Genomic DNA, 15,908 nt, shown 5'->3' on the forward strand with positions numbered 1-15,908 from the left:
CATCCCGGAATTTATGGCGGTTGAGGGACCGCTGGAATTCGAGCGGCTGAAGTCGGCGCTGCAGCAGTTGTGCGATAGGCATGAGACGCTGCGGACAGGCTTCGAGCTGCGGGATGGGGAGCCGGTACAGATCGTACGGGACACGGCGGAGCTGAACGTGTCCCTGCTGGAATGCACCGAGGAGGAGCTGCCTCGAATGATGGAGGAGCTCGTGCAGCCGTTCGAGTTGGCCAAGGCGCCGCTGTTCCGGGCGGCCGTGATACGCATAGACGAGGAACGGTATGTGCTGTTCATCGACATGCACCATATCATTTCCGATGGTGTTTCGATGGGTGTTCTCGTCGATGAAGTGACGAGGCTGTACGCAGGGGAGCGGCTGGAACCGCTGCGTGTGCAGTACCGGGACTATGCGGTTTGGCAGCAAACGTACAACGGATCGGAGACGTTCCGCAAGCACGAGATGTATTGGCTGGAGCGGCTGTCCGGCGAGCTGCCGGTGCTGGAGCTGCCTACGGATTACCTGCGGCCGGCTGTTAAGCAGTTCGAGGGCTCGAGGTATCGATACACACTCAGCCCTGAGTTAACGAGCCGGATCCAACAATTTAACCAAGAGCATGGCGCAACCCTGTTTATGACTCTGTTTTCGATTTACAATCTGCTCCTTGCTAAATACAGCGGGAACGAAGATTTAATCGTTGGAACTCCTGTTGCCGGGCGAAACCATCCCGATATGGAGAGGGTTGTCGGCATGTTTGTTAACACCCTTGCCATTCGTACGCAGGTAAGTCCAAGTATGACGTTCACAAAGTTGCTGGAGCAGGTGAAGCGGCATGTGTTGGACGCATTTGAGCATCAGGATTACCCGTTTGATGATCTGGTGGAGAAGCTCGGCGTATCCCGCGATACGAGCAGGACTCCTTTATTTGATACGATGTTCGCTGTACAAAACATGGAGATGCCGGAAATGCAAACGGAGCGGCTCTCGTTCCGTCCATACACGGTTGAAAGCGATACGGCTAAATTTGATCTGACATTCGAGGTGTTCAGCGGAAATGACCGGATTCATTTGGATATCGAATACAGCACCGCGTTGTTTACGGAACAGACGGTTGCTCGCATGCTTCGTCACTTCGAACAAGCGATCGAATCGGTGATTTCCGAACCGTCACGCCTGTTTTCCGAGATCGAGATCCGCACGGCAGAGGATATCGCTGCTGCAAAGCGGCTCGTTCAAGCGGCCGACACGGAAGAGGAAGTAGAGGCTGTTCCCGTAAATAGGGGATCTATTTCCTGGATATTCGAGGAGCAGGTCAAGCTCCATCCGAACCGGACAGCACTCGTCTTTGAGGACGAGAGCTGGAGCTATTCCGAGCTGAATGCGATGGCGAACCGTATGGCCCATGTGCTCAAGGCTCGGCTGCAGCATGCGAAGCAGCCGCGAGTAGCGCTGCGTGTAGACCGTTCACCAGAGATGATCGTAAGCATTTTGGCGACCCTCAAGGCAGGGGCGGCATACATTCCTTTGGATCCGTCGTACCCGGATGAACGCGTTTCGTCCATCCTTCAGGATAGTGAAGCAGCCGTCCTGTTAACGTCAGCGATGGACCGGGACGCTGGGTTTCAATTGGTCGATGTAATCGATATTGCTGACCCTGAGCTTTATGCGGCAGCGACTGACGATTTACCGGAAGTCACGGCCTTGGACGACATTGCTTACATCATGTATACCTCCGGAACGACCGGTAAACCGAAAGGTATTCTAACCACACACCGCAATGTAATTCGAGTCGTAAACAACACGAACTATATTGAGATCACCGAGGAAGATGCGCTGCTGCAGCTTTCAAATTACGCTTTTGACGGATCCGTATTCGATATTTTCGGTTCGCTCCTGAACGGGGCCAAGCTTGTACTGGTCTCCCGGCAGGCGATGCAGGATGTCGCAAGACTGACTCAATTGATCCGTGAAGAACAAATTAGCGTGATGTTCCTGACAACTGCATTATTCAATACGTTAATCGATTTGGAGCCGTACTGCTTTTGCGGGGTAAGAAAAGTGCTGTTTGGCGGCGAAAAGGTTTCGATTCAGCATGTGCGAAAAGCGATGTCCGTCCTCGGTTCCGGCAAAATGCTTCATGTTTACGGACCGACGGAAACGACGGTTTTTGCAACCTATTATCCGATCGGCGCGGTTGACGATAAGTCTTATACCATTCCGATCGGGAAGCCGATTAACCAAACGTCACTCTACATTCTCAATTCACACTTGCAACCTCAGCCGATTGGCGTGTGGGGCGAGTTGTATATCGGCGGCGACGGCGTCTCGTTGGGATACTTGAACCGTGAGGAGCTGACCCGCGAGAAATTTGTCCGTCTGCCCGGCTTAAACAGCGTGACCTATCGTACCGGGGATCGGGTTCGCCTGCTGCCGGATGGCCATATCGAATATGGGGAGCGGCTGGATGGGCAGGTGAAGCTGAGAGGCTTCCGCATCGAGCTGGGTGAAATCGAAAGTGCGATCCGCAATCTTCCTGAGGTACGGGAAGCTGCAGTCATTACCCGGCTGCTGAACGGTACGATGGCTATAGCTGCCTTCCTCGTCCTGGAAACAAGGGGACAAAGCCAGCCTTCGGCCGACTCCATTCGCCGGCACCTTTACGGACGACTGCCGGAGTACATGCTTCCATCCGCATTTGTTTTCCTGGAGCAGCTGCCGTTAACGGCCAACGGCAAGATTAACCGCAGAATGCTGGAGGGATATCCGCTTCACGAAGTCTCGTCCAAGGCATTTGTTGCTCCTGCGACAGGGATGGAGCGGAAGCTTGCCCTTCTTTGGGCGGACATCCTGCAGGTGGAGCAAGTAAGCGCGAAGGATCACTTTTTTGAGCTTGGCGGCAATTCGTTGCGGGCGATGATGCTGTCCGGGCGGGTGACGCAGCAGCTGAACATCAAAATGACCCTAAACGATGTGTTCCAGCACCCGATCCTGCATGATTTGGCGAATTGCTTGGAAACGCGAGACAGCACCGTATTTTCCGCAATTGAAAAGGCCGAGGAAAGAGAGTGGTATCCCGTATCGCCGGTACAGAGGCGAATGTACTTCCTTCAACAATTAGAGGAAGCAGGAACCAGCTACAATATGCCGGCTCTGTTTACGGTGGTTGGTGCTCTGGATCCGGTGCGAGTTCAGGACGCGCTGGACCAGCTGCTGCAGCGGCATGAAACGCTGCGGACGGAATTTGCCATGATCGAGGGGGAAATTGTCCAGAGAATCCACCAAAATATGAAGACGGAGGTGCAATGGATTCGTGGCGAGGGGCAGGATGTTAAGCTCTTGGTTTCGTCGCTGATTCGTCCTTTTGACCTGAGTCAGCCTCCATTAATCCGCTTATCGGTGATTCCAATTCACGCCGAGAAGCATCTCTTCGTGTTTGACATGCATCATATTGCAGCCGACGGAATGGCTATGGATGTGCTGATGTCCGATTTCGCCGCCTTTTACCGGAGAGAAGCACTCCCGGGGCTGGAGCTCGACTACAAAGACTACGCCGTATGGCAAAACCGTTTGTTAGCGGAGGGTGGTAGTCAAAGCCTCGAGCAGTATTGGCTGGATGTTTTCGCTGGGGAGCTCCCGGTACTGAACCTGCCGACAGATTATCGTCGTCCGGTTACGCAAACGTTTGACGGCAGCAGAGAGCGATTTGTTATATCCAAGCCGCTTGCCGAGAAAATCAAATCGTTCTCGAAGCAAATGGAAGCGACGCCGTTTATGACGCTGCTGGGGGCATTTTCGATGCTTCTTGCCAAGTATTCGGGTCAAACCGATATCATCATCGGCACACCGGTTTCCGGTCGGCGCTATGCAGGGCTGGAGCATCTGATTGGATTGTTTGTCAATACGCTTGCTTTACGGACTTATCCGGAGGCCGGAAAAACGGCTGCTGATTATATCCAAGAAGTGAAGAGACATGCTCTGGAGGCTTTCGCACATCAGGATTATCCGTTTGAGGAGCTGGTGGACCGGCTGCAGCTGCGCCGGGATTTAAGCCGTAACCCGTTGTTTGACGTGATGTTCTCTTATCATGAATTGGAAGAGCAGCAGCTCCGCATGGATGACCTCACGGTGCAAGCGATGGAATTTGAAACCAATGTATCCAAATTTGATCTTACGCTTGATGTGACGGAAACCGCTGACGGATGGATCGCCGAGTTCGAATACAACACGCAATTGTTCAAGGCGGAGACGATACGAATCCTATCGGAGCATTTCCACACCTTGCTTCAATCCTTGACGGACCAGCCGCAGGCCGAGATTGGCCGACTGAATATGGTGCCGGAGCGCGAGCGGGAATGGCTGCTTCGTACCCTGAAAGAAAATGAGACTGCTTATGAGCGGGAGCGGTCGATAGATCAGCTGTTTGAGGAGCAGGCGCGGCAAACACCGGACGCGGTCGCCATTCGCTGCGGCACCAATGCATTGACGTATCGGCAGCTGAATGAAGCTGCAAACCGTCTGGCCAACGTACTTCGCCGCAATGGAGCGGAAAAAGGCGCGATCATCGGGCTTCATCTGGAACGATCCACGAATTTGATGGTCGGACTGCTCGCGGTGCTGAAAGCTGGAGCTGCATATGTGCCGATTGACCCGTCGTTCCCGTTGGAGCGCATCCAATTCATGCTGGAAGATGCAGCGGTTACCGTTCTTCTAGCCGATCATGACCAGGTTGAAGGCTTGAACTACATCGGTCAAACGATGAATGTCTCGAATCCGGCGTTGTACGCCGAAGAGAGTCCAGCCAATCTCGCTGTGCCGATAGATGCGAAGGATTTGGCTTATGTCATTTACACCTCGGGCTCCACGGGCCGTCCGAAAGGGGTCATGATTTCTCATCAAGCGGTCCATAACTTTATGTGCGGCATGAGGGAGCATATCCCATTCGAGGCTGGCCGATCGATATTGTGCCTAACGACCGTATCATTTGACATTTTCGTCACGGAAACGCTGCTTCCGCTTTGCAGCGGCATGGAAGTGGTCATGTGCGACGAGCTGGAGCGCAGGGAAGTGACGCGTCTGCTTGATTTGATCGAAAAACAGCGGGTTTCGATGCTGCAGGCAACGCCGTCCACGGTTGAATTTATTCTTTCTCATCCGGAAGCGACCGCTAAGCTCGGTTCGATTCGAGAAATCATGGTTGGGGGCGAGGAGCTGCCGCTCACCCTGCTGAACAAGCTTCGCAGCACCGTCACGTCGGCTGAAATTTTTAACGTATACGGGCCGACCGAATTTACAGTGTGGTGCACGATCGGCAACGTCACCGATGCGGCACGTGTCACGATCGGCAGGCCGCTGCAGAACACGGCCATTCTGATCGTGGATGCAAACCACGAGCTGCAGCCGCTTGGTGTCCCCGGCGAGCTGTGCATTGCCGGCGACGGCATGTCCAAGGGGTATTGGAACCGCGACGAATTGACGGCGGAAAAATTCGTATCGATTCCGTTCCTGCCCGGCAAGATGATGTACAAATCCGGGGACTTGGCAAGGTGGCTCCCGGACGGAAGCCTTGAGTATTATGGCCGGATGGATTTTCAGGTGAAAATTCGCGGCTACCGGATTGAATTGGGAGAAATCGAGGAGCTCATCCGATCGACGCCTGGGGTGAAGGAAGCCGTCGTTACCGCGAAAAAAGATAGTCAAGGCCAAAGCTACCTGTGCGCTTACGTCGTTTCCGATATCGAGCACAGCTACGCACAGTGGAAGTTGATTTTGAGTGAGCGCCTGCCGGAGTACATGATCCCGAATTACGTTATGTATCTTGATAAGCTGCCGCTGACTCCAAATAACAAGGTGGACCGCAAGGCACTGCCTGATCCGGATACCGCTTCGCATCGGGAAAGCAATTATGTAGCCCCAGAAACGGATACGGAGAACACGCTCTGCCATATCTGGGAGAAGCTGCTAGGTGTTCCGCGGGTAGGAGTGCTCGATCGATTCTTCGAACTCGGCGGGCATTCGCTGAAGGCGGTTGCGCTCGTCGGTGAAATTATGAAGCAGTGCAGTGTCGAGCTTCCGCTGCGCTTCGTATTCCAGCAGGAGACCGTCCGTGAGCAGGCGGCTATGATCGATCGGATTCGAGCCGGTTATTTGCTCGACCAGCCTGTCACCGTCCTGCAAAGCAAAGAGAAAGCGGAGTCGATCTTCTTCTTCCCGCCGCTCGCCGGCTATGGCGTCGTTTATGAGCCGCTGGCAGAGCAGCTGCCGGATTGCAATGTGTACGGGTTTGACTTTATTCCGGAAGAGGATCGCCTGCAGCGGTACGTGGAGATGATCGAAGCGAAGCATAACGAGTCTGATCCGCTCATTCTCGCGGGATATTCCGTCGGCGGCAACCTTGCGTTCGAGGTCGCCAAGGCACTGGAGCAGCGGGGACATCGGGTCAGCCATTTAGTATTGATTGATGCCTACCGCAAAACAGAAAGCTTGTCGCAATCGGAGGAAGAAGCCTTGGCCGAAGTCCGAGACGTGCTTGACGATGGAGGAATGTACCAGGATGTGCTTGCCAATCCGGCGATCCGTAACCAGGTCGAGAACACGATGCTGGGATATAAGAAGTACTACAATGCGCTGCAAAATGAGGGTGCTGTATCTGCGGAAGTGCATCTCATTCGTTCGGAGGAATTTGCGGATCATCCGTTGTCCTGGAACGAGGTAACCGAAGGGGAATGCAGGGAGTATCAAGCGCTCGGAAGCCATGAAAGCATGATGACCAATCCGATGCACCGGCAGGCGACGGCTTTGATGCTGCGAGGCATCTTGGATGCGATCTGGAACCGAACCGATGAGCCGGTAGTGACAACATAACAAAGCCCGAACGAGACGGTATAAACGTACTTCAATCATGCGAGGAGTGTCTTCATGCTTCGGATTTTCAAAAACACCAGCTTTTCACTGTTCGTCGGCTCCCGAACCATCGCAAACATTGCTGACAGCGTCTACTTCATGGCGATCCTTTGGCTTGTGCAAACCGCCTCGGGCTCGGTCGCCTTCACCGGTCTCGCCTACAGCGCGATGTCGGTGGCGCTGCTGTTCAGCTTTGCCTTCGGACCGATCATCGACCGATACTCGCCGGCGCTGCTGGCCGGGATCGCGCTGCTGGTCCAGTCCGTGATTATCGCGGCCATCCCATTCCTTGGGGTGGCCGGAAATCAGGTGCCGCTGCTATTGGCACTTCTATTCATAGCGGCATTGTTCTCCGCCTTGTATTATCCGGCGATTAACACACTGCTGCCTCGGATATTACGAGGCAAGGAGGATCTGTTCGCAGGGAATTCCATTATTGGTTCCACCGACGAGATCATTAACTTGGCCGGCTTCCTGGCCGGCGGCAGTATTATCGTGGCCTTCGGCGTCAACCAAACGTTATTTTTATCCGCTGCCATGCTGCTTGCGGCCTGCGCCGCTTACTTTATTTTAACGAAACGGCTTGCCGCCACTCCCGCTCCCGGTCTTGAAGAAGCGGACCTGGAGCAGGGGGAACGGCTGCCGGCCAACTTCAAGACCTACTTATCCGAGTTAAAAGAAGGCATGCAGTTCGTGCTGAACAATGATTTTCTGCGGCTCGTTCTGCCTCTTTCCGCTATTTCCAATCTTGGCATGGCGATTGTCATTATCGTCATCCCATCGGTCGGCGAATCGTTCGGCTCGGCATTTTACTTCAGCCTGCTGTACGTCGCATCGTTCGTCGGCATGATCATTGGCGCTCTGCTGAGTAATGCCCTCCCGAAGAACGGGCTGGTCATGAGCGCATTTTGGATCGGAGAGGGCATCGCTCTCATTCTGTTTGTGCTGCTGCCGCATCAATTCGTATGGAAGCTGGTCGCAGTCATTTTGTTTGGCATCTGCTCCGGTCTGAACACGGTGCTGTTAACGTCGTTTGTCCAGCTCATGACAAAGGAGCATTTGCTAGGACGAGTCATGTCCGCCGTATCAACGCTGGCCAGCATCTCGCTTCCGCTTGGCGGTTTGCTCGGCGGCCTGCTCTCCTTTTGGCTCAGTGTAGATTGGATTATGATCATTAGCTCTGCGCTTATTGTGTCCAGCGGGTTGTTCCTATTGTTCAAGGAACAGATTCGCAGCTATACGGTCGATGAGCCCGTTCAAGCCAAAGAAGTGTCGGTATAGCTGAGAAGGGAGGTGAAAACCGTTGAATTCTGTCTCTTATGATATTCGTTCCATCATGGCACGAGATCCGGCGGCAAGAAGCAAGTGGGAGGTCATGCTGTGTTATCCGGGCTTCCATGCGGTTCTGCTGCATCGAGTGGCGCATGGTTTGCACGCGCGCAATCGTAAAATGCTGGCGCGTATGGTCGCTGCCTTTAATCGTTTCTTGACGGGAGTGGATATTCACCCCGCTGCAGTAATCGGCAAAGGTTTGTTTATCGATCACGGCGTTGGCGTAGTCATTGGGGAAACGGTAGAGATCGGGGATGATGTAACGATATATCAAGGAGTGACGTTGGGAGGCACAGGGAAGATTTCGGGGAAACGACACCCGACCATTGGAAATCATGTGGTCATTAGTGCCGGGGCCAAAGTACTCGGACCTTTTAAGGTAGGGGATTACTCAAAGGTCGGGGCCGGAGCGGTTGTTTTGAAGGAAGTCCCGCCTCACTGCACGGTCGTCGGTATTCCCGGCAAAATCGTGAAGCGGAACGGTCGGTCGGACCGCGCCGAGGACGATTTGGAGCAAACGAAGCTGCCAGACCCGGTAGGCGAACAGCTGGCGGAAATGGCCGCGATGATCCGCGAGCTCAAAGCAGAGCTGGACGAGCTCAAATCGAAGCAAGAAGAAATGCAGGCGCGCGAGCCTGTTCATGCTTAACTTAAAAATCCAATCATGAAGGGTGATGGAAGAAATGAAATGGTTATGGCTATCTGTTCTGCTGCATTTTATCGGTTTGGTTTGGGATGAAATTTACCATCAAACGCGCATAGTTGACGTGGAGTATATTCCAGTTCCGCATTGGCCGATGGTTATCGCGCCATTTCTGCTCGTTGCCTTTTCGTATAAATATTTCAAGTCGGATCGTCCGCAGAGCAAGCCGCTCAGCCTATTACTTATCCTTGCTACGGTTGTCCTGCTCGTTGGTACCGCATGGGACAACTTCGGCTATCATGTACGCGGCATCGAGCTGCCGGAAGACGCGCCGCCTCATGTGACAATGCAGCTTGGATTTTACGCCACCTTATTACTTCTGATTGCGGCAAGCATTACAGGGGGCTTCAAGCAAAGAAGGATCCGTGTTGAGGGATGATTGTTTTTGACAATGTGTCCGTACAGTACGAGCAGCATGCGGTTCTGCGCAATGTGAATCTGGAGTTTGCCACCGGCAGCTTTACGTACCTCCTCGGCCCATCCGGGTCGGGGAAGAGTACGCTGCTGAAGCTTCTCTATCGCGAGATTGAGCATTACCAGGGCAGCATCAGCATCATGGGTGAGGATTTGAAAAAGGATCCTCGCTGGAAGCTGCGCCGCAAGGTGGCAACGGTGTTTCAATCGTTTGAGCTGCTGGATCGTAAGACGGTCTATGAAAATGTCGCGTTAGCCGCACAAATCCTGGGCATGAAAGCAGATGAAATTCATCGAAAAACGATCGATTTGATTCATAAGGTTGGGCTGGAAGGCAAGGAAGACCGGTTTCCTCATCAAATCTCGGGGGGCGAGCAGCAGCGGGTTGCGATCGCAAGAGCGCTTCTAAGCGAGCCGCACATTTTGCTGGCTGATGAGCCAACCGGAAATTTGGACATGGAGCATGCCGTGAATGTCATGAAGCTGCTCGTTCAGCTGCACGAAGCCGAGGGGATCACGATCATCATGGCGACCCATTCGCAGGAGCTCGTCACCCGGTTTCCTTTTCAAAAAATCCGGCTGCAGGAAGGGGGTGTCACGGAGGTTGTCGGAGCTTAAATTTATACTAGATGAAGCAAGGGAGGACATTCTCCGAAATAAAGGGCCGGCGTTGGCGACGATCGGTTTAATTTATTTGTTCCTTACCCTCTGCGGAAGCTTGTTCCTGCTGCAATCCGGGGTGCAGCATTTGTCCGATTATTTGGTTTCGCAATCCAAGATTAAGCTGTTTGTCGATGAACAAATGGCGGAGACAGCAGCCTTGGCACACGTTCTGCAGGAGAAAAGCTTTGTGAAGCGGCTGGATATCGAAACGAAGGAAGAAACCGTAGCCAAAATGAAGGAGCTGTTTCAGGAGCGCGACCATTTGCTGGACGTTTTTCTGGAGAGCGGGTACCCGGATATGATTACGATCGAGGTCCATGACCCGGCGCAGATTCCCTACATTGCGCAGCAGCTGCAAACGATGCCGGGCATTTCCGAGGTGATTTATTCGCAAGGCTATGTTACGCAGGTGATTGCCTGGTCGGAAAAAGCGGGTACTTATGGTGCCGCGGCGACCGGATTACTGTTTTTCGTCAGTCTGTTCTCTGTGATTATGACCGTCAATCTTATGCTGTATCAAAATCAAAAGGCGATTCGCATCAAGCTGCTGCTTGGAGCCAGACCGCTCTATGTTCGCGGTCAGTACATGATTCAAGCCGGTTTGCTGGGGATGCTGGGAAGTATTCCTGCCGCGCTTACGATCTATATGGGATATTCACTCGTGATCAATGAAATGAATCCCAACTGGCTGACGTTCATCCGGCTGCCGGATTCGCTCGTGATCGCAACGATGGTTATTACCATTGCCGGCGGCACATTGCTGGGCGCAATGGGGAGCTACACGTCAACTCGAAGGATGATCAAGCATGCGTAAACATAGGAATAGGACCGTATTCGTTGGGGCTTCTTTCCTGTTCCTGATCCTGTTCACGGTCACTCCGTTTCAAAGTGTATTCGCCCATTTAACGGGAACCTTCGGGAGCTTTATGCAATCCTTTGATTCCGAGGAGTCGGTGCTCGCTCTGCAAGAAGAGTTAAAACGGACTGCGGCCGAGCTGGAGACGATGAGCGAAGAGGCGGAAGAGAAGCGGCAGAAGTACCGCGAGCAATCGGAGGAATTCGAGCCGATTTTGAAGTTTTATCGGACAGCCGCAGCGGATGCATATCTTGAGCTTATGATGCAGGGCGAGGAAATGATCGATGTGCTGGCCTTTCAGCAGTGGTATCGGCAGAAGCTGGACCAAGATTTGGCAAAGCTGGAGCAGCTGCATAAAGAATATGTCCCGCTGCGAAACGCGGTCCGCACGAAGCAGGATTATGAAGCGCTGCTTGGACTTATCCAGTCGAGTATGCAAAAGCGTCAGCGACTTCAGCAGGAGCTGAAGGGGGCATCGGAGGAAGAAATCGAAAAAGCGATTTCCCGGCTGTGGACCGAAAACATCGGCTACCTGTTGGAGCTAAAGGCGGACAAGGATCTGATTGAAGCCGATCCAACTGCATTTATCCGCCAGCGTTCGTCTGCTTCGCCGTATCGGTTGGAGCAGGACTTAATCAACGAAAAAAGTAAGATGCGCTACTATTTCCGCTACGATCACATTTACGCGTATTTTGCACGAAATGATGCCGAGGTTATATTGGTCGGTATGATTCAGCGTAAAGACGGTGATTTGGTTGCCCTGGAATTTGAGGCTGGCTTTGTGAACGGCTTTCAAATTCCGGAAGAGCTGTTGGGGATACTCAAAGGCTTTGAAATTCCTTATCGCAGCATATCGAATCAAGCTTCTTCCGACTTTTTTGTCGAGTCCACGACAGGGGCTGTCATTATTCAACCGCTTGAAAACATGAAGGAATAAAGGAGACTGCGGCCTAATGAAATCGAAAATCCAAACGGTACTGCTCTTCATGATCTTGGCAGCAGTGCTGATGCCGAGCAGCGTATTTGCCCATGTGACAAACGATAAAAATTTGTTTGAGGATTTGCAGGATTCCCCCGCCTTAGAGGCTGTAGTGAAGCTTCGCGCTTTGAACGTAATTACGTACGATGAAGGAACGAGCTTGTTTAAGCCTGCGGATAAATTAACACGCGCCGATCTGGCTTTTTGGGGCGGCAGCATGCTGGAGCCGGGGAGTCAGAAGGATCGGAAAGCTCTGGGACAAGCCGTTGTCGATAAGGGCTTACTTCCGAGTCTGGAGGGGAACGCCACGCTGAAGGATGTCATTTCCGTCTACTGGAACGGAAAGCTTCAGATTACGGATAACGTAGATCAGGAAATGACGCGGGAGCAATTTGTCCAGTGGATGCTGACGAAGCTTGACGCTTCGGCGGGCGGTACGACATTGTTTGCGACAGCTGGTATGAGTCAGGGGCCGACCGGTACGATCGAAAAGGTAGAGTCGGAAATGATCGGCGAAAAGGAATCCGCCTATGCTAAGTATACGGTTGTCATTGGCGGGAAATCGTATTCGCTTACCGATCATCCAAAGGTGCTGAACGGACCGACCGATCTTAGCATGTGGACCGGAAAACAATTGGAGGAGAGCTGGATCTCCGAAAATCACGGCAATGGAAATGCGCTGGCCTTTCTTAAGCTTAAGGGCGGACAATTTGTCGAGGCTGAATTGGCATCGGCCTCGGGCCACCATCACCATCAGCATCACATGCCGGCACCGGACAATCAATCGAGTAACAGTGTGTTGTATGCAATAGGCGGCGCTCTGATCGTATTGGCCGCAGCAGTCATTTGGCTGTTCTTCGGACGGAGAACGAATCGGGCTGCGCCAAAGGGAATCAAGCAATGACCTTCGCCAAGCCCTTCTTGACGGCTAAGCGCTCGCTGCTCATCCGGTTTTTACTTGTCATTTTGTTCAGCCTAGGATGGGCGCCGAACTCCCTTCTCGCACAAAATGCGACCGAAGACGAAGCGCTGATTCAGCGCATTGACGCATATCTTAGGGAGGAGCTTGCGGCCTCCGGCTTACCGGGTCTCTCTCTTGGCCTAGTGAAGGGAGAGAAGACCCTATTCTTGAAGGGCTATGGAGTGGCTGATCCCGGCGGCCGGCCGATGACGGCGCAAACGCCGATGATACTTGGATCGACGAGTAAATCGTTCACAGCAGTCGCAGTGATGCAGCTGGTGGAAAAGGGGCAGCTTGAACTTGAGACCCCGATTACAAAATACGTTCCCGAACTGGTGTTCGACCATCCCGAATGGGGAAAGAACATCACCGTGCGCCATCTGCTTCATCAGACGAGCGGGCTGACAGAAGCACAGGGGCGTTCGGATCTAGCCCTTACAGAAGACCTAACGATGAGGGAACGCGTGGATAAATACGGCGGGCTGATTCTTCATTCCGCTCCGGGCGAGGCGTTCGAGTATTCGAACATTAACTATACCTTGCTGGGTCTGCTTGTCGAATCGGTGACTGGGAAATCGCTGAACCAGTACATATACGAACATATTTTCGCCCCGCTTAACATGTCCAGCAGTTTTACATCGTATGAAGAGGCGAAGGAGCGGGGGATCGCAACGGGGTACCGCACGTGGTTCGGCAGGCCGATCCCCACCGAGCAGCCGTATTTGTCCAACGATGTAGCAACCGGATACGTTATCTCAACGGCGGAGGATATGACGAAGTATGTTTCGGCCCATATCCAGGCGGGGGGAACAGCAGCTCTATTATCGGAAAAAGGCTTCGCCGCGCTGTTTGAGCCGGGACTACGGCAATCGCCGGAGGTAGGGTATGGCATGGGCTGGTATATCAATATGTCCAGCGGATCGAAGTGGCATCACGGGGATCTGGCTCATTTTCACAGCGCAATGATTATTGTTAATGAGGAGCAGCCTTGGGGCGTTGTGCTGATGGCGAATGCGAACAGCTCTCTGAGCCTGACGCCGATGCTGTATAAGCTGAGCAGCAATATCGCCGACATGATCAAAGGCCGTCCCATTGAAAGGGCTGCCGAGGATCTGAAGGGCACGCAGCAGGTGATGAACGTTGTGCTTGCCTTTTTCCTGCTTGCTTCCCTTTCCCAGTTTTGGTTCGATTCGGTGTCACGCCGTAAACAAAAGCGCCGGTTTTACCGCATCCTCGGGCCCATCATTCCGAAGGTGCTGCTTCTTCTTGCCATTTTTATGCTGCTGCCCGAAATGGCCGGGGCACCGTTTGCCGTCATTATGCTGTACCAGCCTGATATTGGCTATGTCATGTCAGCGATTGCACTCATTACGGTGCTGGCTGCAGTGCTGCATCTAGCTGCGAGTTATCGTAAAACGACTGATTTTTTACAGAGGGACGGGAAAACGAAAGCAGCGGCTTTCAACATCGACCGTCTGCGTATAGAAAGGAAATGAGCGAAGTTCAATGAAAATGAAGCTGTATTGTTTACCCTATGCCGGCGGGACGGCCATGCTGTATTCGAGGCTGAAGCCTTATCTCCATGAAAGCATCGAGCTTTGTCCGATCGAATTGTCGGGCAGAGGCAGAAGATTTGGCGAGCCTTTGTATGCAAGCGTTGAGGCAGCAGTTATTGATCTCTCTCGGAGTATCAACTTTGACGAAAGTCCCTACGCGTTATTCGGTTACAGCATGGGAAGCCTGCTTGCGTATGAGCTAACACACACAATCGTGCAAAAAGGATATCGAATACCCGAGCATGTTTTCCTGGCGGCCAAGTCCGCGCCCTGTGTCGCGGCTTATAGCGAACCGGTCCATACGCTGCCGGATGAACAGTTCCTATCCTATATTCGAGAGAATAAAGGTACGCCTGACGATTTTTTTGCGCATCCCGAGCTGGTAGAGCTGTTTTTGCCGGTGCTTCGGGGGGATTACCGCATATTGCACCATTATCGCTGGAAAGAGAGCCGTGAGAAGCTCCCTTGTGACGCAACGGTGTTGTTTGGGTTAAAAGATGAGCTCCCTGAAGGGGCAGTGCAGGGCTGGCAGCAGCTTTTTGCTTCCGCTGTTGAATATCGGGAGTTTCCCGGGGGGCATTTTTTCATTCATGAACAAATGCAGCAAGTAGCGGGTGCGATTAATGAAGCGGTCACAAAGCGGATCGAAGCGCAAATCATCCCTTTACTGGGGTGACGGTAAGGAGGAATGCTTGGCTTGGAACGCAGCAGTTAGGGGGCTTGGCAATGAAGGCGCTGTCGCAACAGGAATCTGTTTTATCCTTGATACAACTTCGAAACACGCCGGGGGAAGCCTCGATTTTGGATCAAGCGTTTGCCTATTTGCCGCCGTCAAAGCAGCAAAAGCTGCGCAGGTACAGAGTCAAACAAAGCTATTATCAATCGTTGGTAGGGGAAGTTGCAGTTAGAGTCTATGCGATCCTGAGCTTGAAGATTGCCAATGACAAGCTGAAGTTTCGAGCAAATGAATACGGAAAACCGATGCTGGTCAATGACGAGCGGTTTCAATTTAACATTTCGCATTCCGGAGAATGGGTAGCCTGTGTAGTCGGATTGGGCTCGGGGGCCGCCGGGGTTGATATTGAAGCAGTAAAGCCGCTGGACCTCTCGATTGCTGAAAGCTTTTGTTCCCCGCAGGAAATGGCCTGTTTGCAAACGCTGACTAGTTCTAAGGAGCAGCTTTCGTATCTGTATGACTTATGGACGCTCAAAGAAAGTTTTATCAAAGCGGACGGGAGAGGGTTGTCACTGCCGATTCAGCTAATTGAGTTTCAGCTCTCTCGGGAGGAGATCTGCTGCCATTTCAATGGAGAGGTGCAAAACAACCGCAGGTTCAGGCGGTATCCTTTTAGCACGAACGGCACGGACTTTATACTGTCATTGTGCTGTACGACTTCATTTCTGCCAAGAGAAATCACAAGGTTTGCTGCGGAGGAAGTTGCGGAGCATTTTATTGAATTGGCGGAAGGATCTAAGATACCAGATAAGAGTAGTACGGCGATTCCGACCTATTTCTCATAGGATCAGGCGGCTCACATGATGTGGG

11 protein-coding genes are annotated in these 15,908 nt (G+C 52.7%); all 11 read left to right on the forward strand.

The genetic code is table 11. The features are described 5' to 3' along the window. Window positions 1-13 precede the first annotated feature (13 nt). From GQS10_RS05795 to GQS10_RS05845, 11 genes are read left to right on the forward strand one after another with little or no spacing between them, the layout of a single operon-like run. Window positions 14-6,859 carry a non-ribosomal peptide synthetase gene (locus GQS10_RS05795; protein WP_243734992.1) on the forward strand — a complete coding sequence of 2,282 codons (6,846 nt, stop codon included), beginning with the start codon at window positions 14-16 and terminating at the stop codon, window positions 6,857-6,859. 54 nt (window positions 6,860-6,913) lie between these two features. Continuing rightward, window positions 6,914-8,179: an MFS transporter gene (locus tag GQS10_RS05800; RefSeq protein WP_166240005.1), complete on the forward strand. Its 1,266-nt coding sequence runs from the start codon at window positions 6,914-6,916 to the stop codon at window positions 8,177-8,179. Between the two features lie 22 nt (window positions 8,180-8,201). Further along, a complete protein-coding gene (gene cysE, locus GQS10_RS05805; RefSeq protein WP_279537923.1) occupies window positions 8,202-8,879 on the forward strand; it encodes a serine O-acetyltransferase in 678 nt (225 codons plus the stop codon). Window positions 8,880-8,913: 34 nt separating this feature from the next. Then, window positions 8,914-9,312 carry a hypothetical protein gene (locus GQS10_RS05810; RefSeq protein WP_166240007.1) on the forward strand — a complete coding sequence of 133 codons (399 nt, stop codon included), beginning with the start codon at window positions 8,914-8,916 and terminating at the stop codon, window positions 9,310-9,312. A gap of 14 nt (window positions 9,313-9,326) precedes the next feature. Continuing rightward, complete coding sequence (locus GQS10_RS05815; RefSeq protein ID WP_207952160.1) at window positions 9,327-9,965, forward strand: ATP-binding cassette domain-containing protein; 639 nt, start codon at window positions 9,327-9,329, stop codon at window positions 9,963-9,965. Continuing rightward, on the forward strand, window positions 9,952-10,824 hold the full coding sequence (locus GQS10_RS05820; protein WP_166240011.1) for a cell division protein FtsX: 873 nt from the start codon (window positions 9,952-9,954) through the stop codon (window positions 10,822-10,824). Before GQS10_RS05815 ends, GQS10_RS05820 begins: the two co-directional genes overlap by 14 nt. After that, window positions 10,817-11,803: a coiled-coil domain-containing protein gene (locus tag GQS10_RS05825; protein ID WP_166240013.1), complete on the forward strand. Its 987-nt coding sequence runs from the start codon at window positions 10,817-10,819 to the stop codon at window positions 11,801-11,803. The genes GQS10_RS05820 and GQS10_RS05825 overlap by 8 nt, the downstream gene beginning before the upstream one ends. A gap of 16 nt (window positions 11,804-11,819) precedes the next feature. Then, window positions 11,820-12,749: an S-layer homology domain-containing protein gene (locus GQS10_RS05830; protein WP_166240015.1), complete on the forward strand. Its 930-nt coding sequence runs from the start codon at window positions 11,820-11,822 to the stop codon at window positions 12,747-12,749. Next, window positions 12,692-14,302 carry a serine hydrolase domain-containing protein gene (locus GQS10_RS05835; RefSeq protein WP_166240017.1) on the forward strand — a complete coding sequence of 537 codons (1,611 nt, stop codon included), beginning with the start codon at window positions 12,692-12,694 and terminating at the stop codon, window positions 14,300-14,302. The genes GQS10_RS05830 and GQS10_RS05835 overlap by 58 nt, the downstream gene beginning before the upstream one ends. 10 nt (window positions 14,303-14,312) lie before the next feature. Further along, on the forward strand, window positions 14,313-15,038 hold the full coding sequence (locus GQS10_RS05840; RefSeq protein ID WP_166240019.1) for a thioesterase II family protein: 726 nt from the start codon (window positions 14,313-14,315) through the stop codon (window positions 15,036-15,038). A 50-nt stretch (window positions 15,039-15,088) separates the two neighbouring features. Then, window positions 15,089-15,883 carry a 4'-phosphopantetheinyl transferase family protein gene (locus tag GQS10_RS05845; RefSeq protein WP_166240021.1) on the forward strand — a complete coding sequence of 265 codons (795 nt, stop codon included), beginning with the start codon at window positions 15,089-15,091 and terminating at the stop codon, window positions 15,881-15,883. The last annotated feature ends 25 nt before the right edge of the window (window positions 15,884-15,908 follow it).

The sequence above is a fragment of the Paenibacillus turpanensis genome (assembly GCF_011421635.1).
Taxonomy (GTDB): domain Bacteria; phylum Bacillota; class Bacilli; order Paenibacillales; family YIM-B00363; genus Paenibacillus_AK; species Paenibacillus_AK turpanensis.

What these genes read in the sequence shown, in the direction of transcription:
- GQS10_RS05800 (WP_166240005.1), top strand. Translation starts at nt 6,914, where the DNA reads ATGCTTCGGATTTTCAAAAACACCAGCTTTTCACTGTTCGTCGGCTCC.
- GQS10_RS05830 (WP_166240015.1), top strand. Translation starts at nt 11,820, where the DNA reads ATGAAATCGAAAATCCAAACGGTACTGCTCTTCATGATCTTGGCAGCA.
- GQS10_RS05795 (WP_243734992.1), top strand. Translation starts at nt 14, where the DNA reads ATGGCGGTTGAGGGACCGCTGGAATTCGAGCGGCTGAAGTCGGCGCTG.
- GQS10_RS05825 (WP_166240013.1), top strand. Translation starts at nt 10,817, where the DNA reads ATGCGTAAACATAGGAATAGGACCGTATTCGTTGGGGCTTCTTTCCTG.
- GQS10_RS05840 (WP_166240019.1), top strand. Translation starts at nt 14,313, where the DNA reads ATGAAAATGAAGCTGTATTGTTTACCCTATGCCGGCGGGACGGCCATG.
- GQS10_RS05810 (WP_166240007.1), top strand. Translation starts at nt 8,914, where the DNA reads ATGAAATGGTTATGGCTATCTGTTCTGCTGCATTTTATCGGTTTGGTT.
- GQS10_RS05845 (WP_166240021.1), top strand. Translation starts at nt 15,089, where the DNA reads ATGAAGGCGCTGTCGCAACAGGAATCTGTTTTATCCTTGATACAACTT.